Below are 12,656 nucleotides of genomic sequence, written 5' to 3'. Positions count from 1 at the left end.
CCCGGCCCGCACCCCACGGCCCGGCACCGAAACACCCGAGGCGGGACTGACGAGATGAACTGGGACGAGACCGGACCCGACACCGACGAGCTCCTCGACGAGCGGCTCGTCGACGCCGGCGCGGACGGCGAGGACACCGCGGTCGAGGCCGCCCTGCGCCCCAAGGACCTCGACGAGTTCGTCGGCCAGGAGAAGGTGCGCGAACAGCTCGACCTCGTCCTCAAGGCGGCCCGCGCCCGCGGCGCCACCGCCGACCACGTGCTGCTCTCGGGCGCCCCCGGCCTGGGCAAGACCACCCTGTCGATGATCATCGCGGCGGAGATGAACGCGCCGATCCGGATCACCTCCGGTCCCGCCATCCAGCACGCGGGAGACCTGGCGGCGATCCTGTCCTCGCTCCAGGAGGGCGAGGTCCTCTTCCTCGACGAGATCCACCGCATGTCCCGGCCCGCCGAGGAAATGCTCTACATGGCCATGGAGGACTTCCGCGTCGACGTGATCGTCGGCAAGGGTCCCGGTGCCACCGCCATCCCCCTGGAGCTGCCGCCCTTCACCCTGGTCGGCGCGACCACCCGCGCCGGACTGCTGCCGCCCCCGCTGCGCGACCGCTTCGGCTTCACCGGTCACATGGAGTTCTACGCCCCGGCCGAACTGGAACGGGTGATTCACCGCTCGGCCGGCCTCCTGGACGTCGCGATAGACGTCGAAGGCGCCGCCGAGATCGCCGGACGCTCCCGCGGCACCCCCCGCATCGCCAACCGGCTGCTGCGCCGGGTCAGGGACTACGCCCAGGTCAAGGCCGAGGGCAGGATCGACCGGGACATCGCCGCCGCGGCCCTGCGGGTCTACGAGGTCGACGCCCGGGGACTGGACCGGCTGGACCGGGCGGTGCTCGGCGCCCTGCTGAAACTCTTCGGCGGCGGCCCGGTGGGCCTGTCCACGCTCGCGGTCGCCGTGGGCGAGGAGCGCGAGACGGTCGAGGAGGTCGCGGAGCCCTTCCTCGTACGGGAAGGACTGCTGGCCAGGACGCCGCGGGGGCGCGTCGCCACCCCGGCGGCATGGGCCCATCTCGGCCTGGCCCCTCCGCAGCACGGCGGAAAGGGACAACAGGGCCTGTTCGGGGCGTGATGCATCACAGGTTGACCCACAGAGGAACCACGATGCCATGCTGGGCGTTGTTCCATCGATGCGGACTCGCTTAGACTCCGCCGATGCCGCCCTTAAAGGTCGGTGTACCCACCCCCGTAGACCAGGCCGCCTTCCAGTGCGGTCGTGCGAAGGAAAATCGTCCCGTGAATCCCGTGACTCTCCTCCCCTTCATCGTGCTCATCGGGGCCATGTTCCTGATGACGCGGTCCGCCAAGAAGAAGCAGGCGGCGGCTGCGAACATGCGCAATGAGATGCAGCCCGGCACCGGCGTCCGGACGATCGGGGGCATGTACGCCACCGTCAAGGAGCTTCACGACGACACGGTCCTCCTTGAGGTCGCCCCCGGCGTCCACGCCATCTACGCGAAGAACTCCATCGGCGCCGTCCTCGACGACGCGGAGTACAACCGCATCGTCCACGGCGACGTCGAGGAGCTCGACGTCGACGGCGCGATCGTGCCGGACGACGCCTCCTCGCTGACCGAGGCCGAAACCGCCGACGCCGACGAGGTCACCTCGGACGACGCCAAGACCGACCTGGTCAAGAAGACCGAGTCGGACGACGCGGAGCAGGCCGACGACACGGCCGGCAAGAAGTCCGAGGGCAAGGCCGACGGCGACACCGACGCGAAGTAGCACACGACCCGGGGATGCTGTGAGCCCACAGGCATCCGCCCATCCCCGGTCCGTGCGGTCTTCTGCGGGGGCGGGTCCCCACTAAACTTCGTGGCCGCTCGGGCGCATACCCGGCGCGGGGCGGTTGGACAGGGAGAAACGAGAAGGTGGCAGCACCGAAGAAGGGCCGAGGACCGGCCGGCGGTCAGGGCAGGCCGGGGCGTTCCCTGGCTCTGATCCTGATCGCCATGGTCGCTCTCACCGGCGGGATGTTCCTGGCCGACCAGCCGACGCCGCGACTCGGCATCGACCTGGCCGGCGGCACGTCCATCACGCTGGAGGCAAAGGCCGAGCCCGGCCAGGAGTCGGCGGTCAACAAGACCAACATGGACACGGCGGTCCAGATCATGGAACGCCGTGTCAACGGTCTCGGTGTCTCCGAGGCCGAGGTCCAGACCCAGGGCGATCGCAACATCATCGTCAACATCCCCAAGGGCACGAATTCCGCCCAGGCCCGTGCGCAGGTCGGCACGACCGCCAAGCTCTACTTCCGGCCGGTGCTGACCGTCGCCCAGGGGACGCCGACGCCCGCGCCGAGCGCCTCCTCCACCGACAAGGCCAGCCCGTCCGCAAAGCCGAGCGCCTCCGCCTCGGACAAGGCGAGCAGCCCGTCGGCGAAGCCCAGCACGAGCGCCACCACCCAGGGCCGCGCCGTCACCGGCGCCCTGAAGGCCGACTCGACGCCCACGCCGAAGGCCAGCACCACGCCGAAGGCCGGCACCACGCCGAAGGCGAGCTCCACCCCGACCGCTTCGGCCGAGGAGCAGGCGGCGGCCGCCGATCTGCAGAAGAAGTTCGAGGCGCTGGACTGCTCCAGCAAGGCCTCCCGCTCCAAGGCCGCCCAGGGCACCAAGGCCACCGACACGGTCGTCGCGTGCGAGCAGGACGGCAGCGCCAAGTACGTCCTCGGCCCGGCCGAGGTCGACGGCACGGACGTCGACAGTGCCAAGGCGGCGATCAACCAGCAGTCCGGTCAGTGGATCGTCCAGATGGAGTTCACCGGCGGCGGCGCCAAGAAGTTCAACAAGACCACGGGCAAGCTCGCCCAGCAGCAGCAGCCGCAGAACCAGTTCGCGATCGCGCTCGACGGCGAGGTCGTCTCGGCGCCTTCCGTGAGCCAGGCGCTGAGCAAGAACGCCGAGATCTCGGGCAGCTTCACCCAGCAGTCCGCCGAAGACCTGGCCAACGTGCTCTCCTACGGTGCGCTGCCGCTCTCCTTCCAGGAGCAGAGCGTCACCACCGTCACCGCCGCCCTCGGCGGCGAGCAGCTCCGCGCCGGCCTCATCGCCGGTGCCATCGGCCTGGCCCTGGTCGTCATCTATCTGGTGGCCTACTACCGCGGGCTGGCGCTCATCGCGCTGCTCAGCCTCCTGGTCTCCGGCATCCTGACCTACACGATCATGTCGCTGCTCGGCCCGGCCATCGGCTTCGCGCTGAACCTGCCGGCCGTCTGCGGCGCCATCGTGGCGATCGGTATCACCGCGGACTCGTTCATCGTGTACTTCGAACGCATCCGGGACGAGATCCGCGAGGGCCGCACCCTGCGCCCGGCCGTCGAACGGGCCTGGCCGCGTGCCCGGCGCACCATCCTCGTCTCCGACTTCGTGTCGTTCCTGGCGGCGGCGGTCCTGTTCGTGGTCACCGTCGGCAAGGTCCAGGGCTTCGCGTTCACGCTGGGTCTCACCACCCTGCTCGACGTGGTCGTGGTGTTCCTCTTCACCAAGCCCGTCATGACGCTCATGGCCCGTACGAAGTTCTTCTCCAGCGGTCACCCGTGGTCCGGACTGGACCCGAAGCGGCTCGGCGCCAAGCCGCCGCTGCGCCGTTCGCGCCGTGTCAACGCCCCCACCGACCCGAAGGAGGCGTGAGATGTCGCGACTCGGCAATCTCGGCGCCCGTCTCTACCGCGGCGAGGTCGGCTACGACTTCATCGGCAAGCGCAAGATCTGGTACGGCGTCTCGATCCTGATCACCATCACGGCCATCGTCGGCCTGGCGGTCAGCGGCCTGAACATGGGCATCGAGTTCAAGGGCGGTGCCGTCTTCACGACCCCGAAGACGAGCGTCTCCGTCGACAAGGCGGAGGCGCTGGCGTCCGAGTCCTCGGGGCACCAGGCCATCGTCCAGAAGCTGGGCAACGGCGGTCTGCGCATCCAGATCACCGAGGTCGACACCGCGAAGTCCGACGAGATCAAGGACGAACTCTCCAAGGGCCTCGACGTCCCGACCGAGAAGATCGCCGCCGACCTCGTCGGCCCCAGCTGGGGCGAGCAGATCGCCAACAAGGCCTGGACCGGCCTCGGCGTCTTCATGGTCCTCGTGGTGATCTACCTGGCGATCGCCTTCGAATGGCGCATGGCCATCGCGGCCCTCGTCGCGCTGATCCACGACATCACCATCACGGTCGGTGTCTACGCGCTCGTCGGCTTCGAGGTCACCCCGGGCACGGTCATCGGTCTGCTGACGATCCTCGGTTACTCCCTCTACGACACGGTCGTCGTCTTCGACAGCCTCAAGGAGGGCACGAAGGGGATCACCAAGCAGACCCGGTGGACGTACAGCGAGATCGCCAACCGTTCCATCAACGGCACGCTGGTCCGCTCGATCAACACCACGGTCGTCGCCCTGCTGCCGGTCGCCGGTCTGCTGTTCATCGGCGGCGGAGTCCTCGGCGCCGGCATGCTGAACGACATCTCGTTGGCCCTCTTCGTCGGCCTCGCCGCCGGTGCGTACTCCTCGATCTTCATCGCCACTCCGCTCGTCGCCGACCTCAAGGAACGCGAACCGCAGATGAAGGCGCTGAAGAAGCGGATCCTCGCCAAGCGCGCCGCGGCCGCCGCCAAGGGCGAGCTGAACGAGGCCGAGCAGGAGGACGAGCGGTTCACCGAGGAGGACACCGCGCCCGCCGGTGCGGTCGTCGGTCAGCGCCAGGAGCCCCCCAGGGGCCACGGCAGGACCCCGGGGAAGCGTCGATGACCAGCACCACCGAGAGCACCAGGGAACTGCTGCTCAGCCGGATCCGTGACGTGGCGGACTACCCGAAGCCGGGCGTGATGTTCAAGGACATCACGCCGCTGCTGGCGGACCCGGTCGCGTTCACGGCCCTCACGGACGCCCTCGCGGAACTGTGCGTACGGCACGGCGCCACGAAGATCGTCGGTCTGGAGGCCCGCGGCTTCATCCTGGCCGCACCGGTCGCGGTCAAGGCGGGCCTCGGCTTCATCCCCGTCCGCAAGGCCGGGAAGCTGCCGGGAGCCACGCTCGGCCAGGCGTACGAGCTGGAGTACGGCACCGCGGAGATCGAGGTCCACGCGGAGGACCTGTCGGCCGACGACCGCGTCATGGTCATCGACGACGTCCTCGCCACCGGCGGCACCGCCGGCGCCTCGCTGGAGCTGATCCGGCGGGCCGGAGCCACGGTCGCCGGCGTCTGCGTCCTCATGGAGCTGGGATTCCTGTCCGGCCGTGAACGCCTGGCACCGCACCTGCGGGGCGCTCCGCTGGAGGCCCTGATCACGGTCTGAACGGCCGCCGCACGGCGGTCGTCGCAGCCACCCGCACACCGCGGCGGGCACCCGGGAACAACGGGGTGCCCGTTTCGCGTTGTGCGGGCTCTCACCGTCCCCGGGGGAGCTCCGGCCGCAGGGTCGATACGATGGCCTTTCCGGGTGTCCGGATCCGCACGAGGAGTGCTCTTGCCAGACGAGGCCCAGCCAGTCGCCGCCCCGCAGCCCGACAAGCCCGCGGCGGCCTCAGCCACGCCCGCGAAGCAGCAGCCCGCGGAGAAGAAGCCGAAGCCCCCGGCGCCCGAGCCCGGAGCGGGCCCGGCCCCCGCCGAGGCGAACGGGCCCGCGCCCGCTTCCCCCGAGCAGCCGGCCGTCCCCGCCTCCCCTCCCCCCACCGCCCCGAAGCCGCCCGCCAAGCCCGCGACGGCTCCGGCCGCCCCCGTGGGCCCGGTGGCCCGCACCGGAGGCTCCTCCAACCGCGTCCGGGCGAGGCTGGCCCGCCTCGGCGTCCAGCGCACCAGCCCGTACAACCCGGTACTGGAACCGCTCCTGCGTACCGTCCGCAGCAACGACGCCAAGATCGAGTCGTCCACGCTGCGCCAGATCGAGAAGGCCTACCAGGTCGCCGAGCGCTGGCACCGGGGCCAGAAGCGCAAGAGCGGCGACCCCTACATCACCCACCCGCTCGCCGTGACGACGATCCTCGCCGAACTGGGCATGGACCCGGCCACGCTGATGGCGGGGCTGCTGCACGACACCGTCGAGGACACCGAGTACGGCCTGGACACACTGCGCCGGGACTTCGGCGACCAGGTCGCCCTGCTCGTCGACGGCGTCACCAAGCTGGACAAGGTCAAGTTCGGCGAGGCCGCGCAGGCCGAGACCGTACGCAAGATGGTCGTCGCCATGGCCAAGGACCCCCGGGTCCTCGTCATCAAGCTCGCCGACCGGCTGCACAACATGCGCACCATGCGCTACCTCAAGCGGGAGAAGCAGGAGAAGAAGGCCCGCGAGACGCTGGAGATCTACGCACCGCTGGCCCACCGCCTGGGCATGAACACCATCAAGTGGGAGCTGGAGGACCTCGCCTTCGCGATCCTCTACCCCAAGATGTACGACGAGATCGTCCGCCTCGTCGCCGAGCGGGCGCCCAAGCGCGACGAATACCTCGCCATAGTGACCGACGAGGTCCAGTCCGACCTGCGCGCCGCCCGGATCAAGGCCACCGTCACCGGACGGCCGAAGCACTACTACAGCGTCTACCAGAAGATGATCGTGCGGGGCCGGGACTTCGCCGAGATCTACGACCTGGTGGGCATCAGGGTCCTCGTCGACACGGTCCGCGACTGCTACGCGGCGCTCGGCACGGTCCACGCGCGATGGAATCCGGTCCCCGGCCGGTTCAAGGACTACATCGCGATGCCCAAGTTCAACATGTACCAGTCACTGCACACCACGGTGATCGGCCCCAGCGGCAAGCCAGTCGAGCTGCAGATCCGCACCTTCGACATGCACCGGCGCGCCGAGTACGGCATCGCCGCGCACTGGAAGTACAAGCAGGAGGCCGTCGCCGGCGCCTCCAAGGTGCGCACCGACGTCCCCAAGAACACCGGCCGCGGCCAGGACACCGTCAACGACATGGCGTGGCTGCGCCAGCTCCTGGACTGGCAGAAGGAGACGGAGGATCCCAGCGAGTTCCTGGAATCGCTGCGCTTCGACCTCTCCCGCAACGAGGTCTTCGTCTTCACGCCCAAGGGCGACGTCATAGCGCTGCCCGCCGGGGCGACACCGGTCGACTTCGCGTACGCCGTCCATACGGAGGTCGGCCACCGGACCATAGGGGCACGGGTCAACGGGCGGCTCGTCCCGCTCGAGTCGACGCTCGACAACGGCGACCTGGTGGAGGTCTTCACCTCCAAGGCGGCCGGCGCCGGGCCCTCCCGCGACTGGCTCGGCTTCGTCAAGTCACCGCGCGCCCGCAACAAGATCCGTGCCTGGTTCTCCAAGGAGCGGCGCGACGAGGCGATCGAGCAGGGCAAGGACTCCATCGCGCGGGCCATGCGCAAGCAGAATCTGCCGATCCAGCGCATTCTGACGGGCGACTCGCTCGTCACGCTCGCCCACGAGATGCGCTACCCCGACATCTCGTCCCTCTACGCCGCGATCGGCGAGGGACATGTGGCGGCGGCCGGCGTCGTCCAGAAGCTGGTGCAGGCGCTCGGCGGCGAGGACGCGGCCAATGAGGACCTGGCGGAGAGCTCCCCGCCCTCGCACGGCCGCAACAAGCGCCGCGCCAAGGCGGATCCGGGTGTGGTCGTCAAGGGCGTCGAGGACGTGTGGGTCAAGCTGGCCCGCTGTTGTACGCCCGTACCCGGCGACCCGATCATCGGCTTCGTCACCCGCGGCAGCGGCGTCTCCGTGCACCGCGCCGACTGCGTCAACGTGGACTCGCTCTCGCAGCAGCCGGAACGGATCCTCGACGTCGAGTGGGCCCCCACCCAGTCCTCGGTCTTCCTGGTCGCCATCCAGGTGGAGGCGCTGGACCGGTCCCGGCTCCTCTCGGACGTCACCCGGATCCTGTCCGACCAGCACGTCAACATCCTGTCCGCGGCCGTGCAGACGTCCCGCGACCGGGTGGCCACCTCGCGCTTCACCTTCGAGATGGGCGACCCCAAGCACCTGGGGCACGTCCTGAAGGCCGTACGCGGCGTGGAGGGCGTCTATGACGTCTACCGGGTGACTTCGGCCCGCAGGCCCTGACGCGGCACGTATCAAGCACATGGAGCGGGCCCCGGTACGCGATGCGTACCGGGGCCCGCTCCATGTGCCTGCCGGCGGCGGGTTCAGCCGCCGAACTCCTCCAGGCCCTTGAGCGCCTGGTCCAGGAGCGCCTGCCGGCCCTCCAGCTCACGGGCCAGCTTGTCGGCGCGCGCGTTGTTGCCCGAGGCGCGAGCGGTGTCGATCTGCGTGCGCAGCTTGTCGACGGCCGCCTGGAGCTGCCCGGTCAGACCCTCGGCACGGGCCCGTGCCTCCGGGTTGGTCCGGCGCCACTCCGACTCCTCGGCCTCCTGGAGCGCCCGCTCCACCGCCTGCATCCGCCCCTCGACCTTCGGGCGGGCGTCACGCGGCACATGACCGATGGCCTCCCAGCGCTCGTTGAGGGCCCGGAACGCGGCCCTGGCCGCCTTCAGGTCCTTCACCGGCACCAGCTTCTCGGCCTCCGTGGCGAGCTCCTCCTTGAGCTTGAGGTTCTCGCCCTGCTCCGCGTCACGCTCCGCGAAGACCCCGCTGCGGGCGGCGAAGAAGACGTCCTGGGCCCCGCGGAAACGGTTCCACAGCTCGTCCTCGGCCTCGCGCTGGGCGCGGCCCGCCGCCTTCCAGTCGGTCATCAGGTCCCGGTAGCGGGCAGCGGTCGTGCCCCAGTCCGTGGACCCGGAGAGCGCCTCGGCCTCGGCGACCAGCTTCTCCTTGACCTTGCGGGCCTCCTCGCGCTGGGCGTCCAGCGAGGCGAAGTGGGCCTTGCGGCGCTTGGAGAACGCCGAGCGCGCGTGCGAGAAGCGGTGCCACAGCTCGTCGTCCGACTTGCGGTCGAGCCGCGGCAGGCCCTTCCACGTGTCGACGAGTGCGCGCAGCCGCTCACCGGCGGAGCGCCACTGCTCGCTCTGCGCCAGTTCCTCGGCCTCGACGACCAGCGCCTCCTTGGCGTGCTTCGCCTCGTCGGTCTGCTTCGCCTTCTGGACCTTGCGCTCCTCGCGCCGCGCGTCGACCGTCGCGACCAGCGCGTCCAGCCGCTTGCGCAGCGCGTCCAGGTCGCCGACGGCGTGATGCTCGTCGACCTGACCGCGCAAGTGCTCGATGGCGGTCGTCGCGTCCTTCGCCGACAGGTCGGTGGTCTTCACCCGCCGTTCGAGGAGGCCGATCTCGACCACAATGCCCTCGTACTTGCGCTCGAAATAGGCCAGGGCCTCCTCCGGAGAACCGGCCTGCCACGATCCGACGACCTGCTCGCCGTCGGCTGTACGCACGTACACGGTGCCTGTCTCATCGACACGGCCCCACGGGTCGCTGCTCACAGCGCCTCCTCCACCTGATGCGCGTGAGGGGGTTCGCCCCCCTGGCATCGTCCACAGTTTCCGGGGGCGGGCAGCGCCCGCCCTGCACAACGCCAATCTAGGCGACGGGCCGCCCGCCTGTCCGCACTCAGCACGGCCGAAATTCGACCGGCCGGCACACGAGGGGCGGCCCGTCGTACTACGTCTTGTCGACGGCCGCCTTCGTGATGTTCACGGCCTTCTTCGGGGCGCCGTCGGCGGCACCGCCACTCACGCCCGCCTTGCCGATGGCCTCGACGGCCTTCAGGGAGTCCTTGTCCATGGTGCCGAACGGCGTGTAGCTGGGCGGCAGTTTGCTGTCCTTGTAGACGAGGAAGAACTGGCTGCCGCCGGTGTGCGGCTGGCCGGTGTTGGCCATCGCCACCGTGCCCGCCGGGTACGTGACGGTGCCGTCGGCGCCCGCCTTGCCCAGGGCCGTCAGGTTCTCGTCGGGGATCGTGTAGCCGGGACCGCCGGTGCCGTCGCCCTTGGGGTCACCGCACTGCAGGACGAAGATGCCGTCGGTGGTCAGCCGGTGGCACTTGGTGCCGTCGAAGTACTTCTTGTCGGCCAGTGACTTGAACGAGTTCGTCGTGTGGGGGGTCTTGGCCGCGTCCATCGCGAACGCTATGTCGCCCTGGCTCGTCTTCAGCGACATGGTGTACGTCGCCTTCTTGTCGATCTTCATCGCGGGCTCGGGCGCGCTCTCCTCGGTCGCCGAGGGCGACGGTGACGCCGACGGGCTCTGGCTCGCGGCCGCGTCGGCCGTGTCCTTCTTGCCGTCGTCGCCGCTGGTGGCGAGGTACGTGCCACCCCCGATGACCGCCACCACGGCCACTGCGGAGGCGATGACGACGGTCAGCCGCCTCGTCCTTCGACGGGCGTCCTCCCGGCGCTGCTGCTGCCGCTCGAACTTCTCCCTGGCGAGCTGCCGCCGCCGCTGATCGCTGCTGACCACCGGGTGATCTCCTTGTACGTCGTGTGATCGGGCCTGGGTTGCCCCGTACCGTATATGGGTTAGCTGTGGAATGAGGAGCGCCGGTAGGCTCTGAACTGCTGCGACCTCGCAGCCGACCTCCCTCGTCGGACGACCATTAAGGACGATCGTGCTCATTGCCGGGTTCCCCGCCGGGGCCTGGGGGACCAACTGTTACCTGGTCGCCCCCGCCGCTGGTGAGGAGTGCGTGATCATCGACCCGGGCCACCAGGCCGCCTCCGGGGTCGAGGAAGCGCTGAAGAAGCATCGGCTGAAGCCCGTCGCCGTCGTCCTCACCCACGGCCACATCGACCACGTCGCCTCGGTCGTCCCGGTGTGCGGCGCGCACGACGTCCCCGCCTGGATCCACCCCGAGGACCGCTACATGATGAGCGACCCGGAGAAGGCCCTCGGCCGCTCCATCGGGATGCCGCTCATGGGCGAGCTGACGGTGGGCGAGCCGGACGACGTCAAGGAGCTGAGCGACGGCGCACGGCTGCTGCTGGCCGGTATGGAGTTCGGCGTCTCGCATGCGCCCGGCCATACGAAGGGGTCGGTGACGTTCAGGATGCCCGAGGCCGCGGATGTTCCGCAGGTCCTCTTCTCGGGCGACCTGCTCTTCGCCGGCTCCGTCGGACGCACCGACCTGCCCGGCGGCGATCATGCCGAGCTCCTCGAGTCGCTGGCCCGCGTGTGCCTGCCGCTCGACGACTCGACCGTGGTGCTGTCCGGCCACGGCCCCCAGACGACCATCGGCCGCGAGCGCGCCACCAATCCGTACCTGAGCGGTATGGACGCGGACGCGCCCCGACGAGGAATGTGACGAGAGCGAAATCGTGAGCACCTTCAAGGCCCCCAAGGGCACGTACGACCTGACCCCGCCCGACTCCGCGAAGTTCCTCGCGGTGCGCGAGGCGATCTCCGCTCCGCTGAAGAACTCCGGCTACGGCTACATCGAGACGCCCGGCTTCGAGGACGTGGCCCTCTTCTCCCGCGGCGTCGGCGAGTCCACCGACATCGTGAGCAAGGAGATGTACACCCTCACCACCAAGGGCGGCTCCGAGCTCGCCCTGCGCCCCGAGGGCACCGCGTCCGTGCTGCGGGCCGCCCTGGAGGCCAACCTCCACAAGCTCGGCAACCTGCCGGTCAAGCTCTGGTACTCGGGCTCGTACTACCGCTACGAGCGCCCGCAGAAGGGCCGCTACCGGCACTTCTCGCAGGTCGGCGCCGAGGCGATCGGCGCCGAGGACCCGGTCCTGGACGCCGAACTGATCATCCTGGCCGACCAGGCGTACCGGGCCCTCGGCCTGCGCGCATTCCGCATCCTGCTGAACTCGCTGGGCGACAAGGAGTGCCGGCCCGTCTACCGCGACGCGCTCCAGGGCTTCCTGCGCGAGCTCGACCTCGACGAGGAGACCCGCCGCCGCATCGAGATCAACCCGCTCCGGGTCCTCGACGACAAGCGCCCCGAGGTCCAGAAGCAGCTGACCGGCGCCCCCGTCCTCCGCGACTACCTGTGCGACGCCTGCAAGGCGTACCACGAGGAGGTCCGGGACCTGCTGAACGCGGCAGGTGTCGTGTACGAGGACGACGAGAAGCTCGTCCGCGGCCTCGACTACTACACCCGCACCACCTTCGAGTTCGTCCACGACGGACTGGGCTCGCAGTCGGCGGTCGGCGGCGGCGGCCGGTACGACGGCCTGTCCGAGATGATCGGCGGCCCCGCGCTGCCGTCCGTCGGCTGGGCGCTCGGCGTGGACCGCACCGTGCTGGCACTGGAGGCGGAGGGCATCGAGCTCGAACTCCCCTCCACCACCAGCGTCTTCGCCGTCCCGCTCGGCGAGGAGGCGCGGCGCGTGCTGTTCGGCGTGGTCACACAGCTGCGCCGCGAGGGCGTGGCCGCGGACTTCGCTTTCGGTGGCCGCGGTCTCAAGGGCGCGATGAAGAGCGCCAACCGCTCGGGCGCACGCCTCACCCTCGTGGCCGGTGAGCGCGATCTGGCGGAGGGCGTCGTCCAGCTCAAGGACATGGAGTCCGGCGAGCAGACGGCCGTGCCCCTGGCCGAGGTGACCGAGGCGGTCCGCGGGCGCCTCGCGTGAGACAGCCGTCGCGGGCGGGCAGCAGTGCCCGCCCGCGACGTCCCGTTCCCCCTGCCGTCAACCTGGCGGGGGCTCCCTCATCCTGCCGGGCGGTTTCGGCCGGGGTGGCATTGACGCCCACGGGTGACCCGGGCCCTGGCCGAGGCCGTGGACAGACCCCC

Annotated in this window: 10 protein-coding genes; 8 read left to right on the top strand and 2 right to left on the bottom strand. The window is 70.0% G+C overall.

Translation table 11 applies throughout. The features are described from left to right. The first annotated feature begins 54 nt into the window (after positions 1–54). The 6 genes from ruvB (at position 55) to ABTX18_RS18235 (ending at position 8,089) form a co-directional block, all read left to right on the top strand. Entirely contained in the window at positions 55–1,128 is a 1,074-nt protein-coding gene (gene ruvB, locus ABTX18_RS18260) for a Holliday junction branch migration DNA helicase RuvB (RefSeq protein WP_352123724.1), read from the top strand. 164 nt (positions 1,129–1,292) lie between these two features. After that, a complete protein-coding gene (gene yajC, locus ABTX18_RS18255; protein WP_352123723.1) occupies positions 1,293–1,784 on the top strand; it encodes a preprotein translocase subunit YajC in 492 nt (163 codons plus the stop codon). Positions 1,785–1,930: 146 nt separating this feature from the next. Further along, entirely contained in the window at positions 1,931–3,691 is a 1,761-nt protein-coding gene (secD, locus tag ABTX18_RS18250; protein WP_352123722.1) for a protein translocase subunit SecD, read from the top strand. A 1-nt stretch (position 3,692) separates the two neighbouring features. Further along, entirely contained in the window at positions 3,693–4,799 is a 1,107-nt protein-coding gene (gene secF, locus ABTX18_RS18245; RefSeq protein ID WP_352123721.1) for a protein translocase subunit SecF, read from the top strand. Then, positions 4,796–5,347: an adenine phosphoribosyltransferase gene (locus tag ABTX18_RS18240; protein WP_136327453.1), complete on the top strand. Its 552-nt coding sequence runs from the start codon at positions 4,796–4,798 to the stop codon at positions 5,345–5,347. Before secF ends, ABTX18_RS18240 begins: the two co-directional genes overlap by 4 nt. Before the next feature lie 171 nt (positions 5,348–5,518). Next, positions 5,519–8,089 carry a RelA/SpoT family protein gene (locus tag ABTX18_RS18235; protein WP_352123720.1) on the top strand — a complete coding sequence of 857 codons (2,571 nt, stop codon included), beginning with the start codon at positions 5,519–5,521 and terminating at the stop codon, positions 8,087–8,089. 83 nt (positions 8,090–8,172) lie between these two features. On the opposite strand, the gene ABTX18_RS18230 is transcribed toward ABTX18_RS18235, so the two are convergent. Together ABTX18_RS18230 and ABTX18_RS18225 are read right to left on the bottom strand one after the other, a co-directional pair. Further along, positions 8,173–9,402, bottom strand: coding sequence for a DUF349 domain-containing protein (locus ABTX18_RS18230; RefSeq protein WP_352123719.1), 1,230 nt, complete (start codon positions 9,400–9,402; stop codon positions 8,173–8,175). 178 nt (positions 9,403–9,580) lie between these two features. Then, a complete protein-coding gene (locus ABTX18_RS18225) occupies positions 9,581–10,378 on the bottom strand; it encodes a peptidylprolyl isomerase (RefSeq protein ID WP_352123718.1) in 798 nt (265 codons plus the stop codon). A gap of 148 nt (positions 10,379–10,526) precedes the next feature. On the opposite strand from ABTX18_RS18225, the gene ABTX18_RS18220 reads away from it, so the two are divergent. Continuing rightward, positions 10,527–11,219 (top strand): MBL fold metallo-hydrolase, encoded by a 693-nt coding sequence (locus ABTX18_RS18220; RefSeq protein ID WP_352123717.1) that lies wholly within the window; start codon positions 10,527–10,529, stop codon positions 11,217–11,219. A gap of 13 nt (positions 11,220–11,232) precedes the next feature. Further along, the gene (hisS, locus tag ABTX18_RS18215; protein WP_352123716.1) at positions 11,233–12,495 is read left to right on the top strand and encodes a histidine--tRNA ligase; all 1,263 of its coding nucleotides are present in this window, start codon (positions 11,233–11,235) and stop codon (positions 12,493–12,495) included. The last annotated feature ends 161 nt before the right edge of the window (positions 12,496–12,656 follow it).

Source organism: Streptomyces sp. NPDC096323 (genome assembly GCF_040302845.1).
GTDB lineage: Bacteria > Actinomycetota > Actinomycetes > Streptomycetales > Streptomycetaceae > Streptomyces.
The sequence above is the reverse complement of the archived record's forward strand: the minus strand, read 5'-3'. Positions and strand labels throughout refer to the sequence as shown.

Coding starts and splice junctions, on each gene's coding strand:
- ruvB (WP_352123724.1), top strand. CDS start 55: ATGAACTGGGACGAGACCGGACCCGACACCGACGAGCTCCTCGACGAG.
- ABTX18_RS18240 (WP_136327453.1), top strand. CDS start 4,796: ATGACCAGCACCACCGAGAGCACCAGGGAACTGCTGCTCAGCCGGATC.
- secF (WP_352123721.1), top strand. CDS start 3,693: ATGTCGCGACTCGGCAATCTCGGCGCCCGTCTCTACCGCGGCGAGGTC.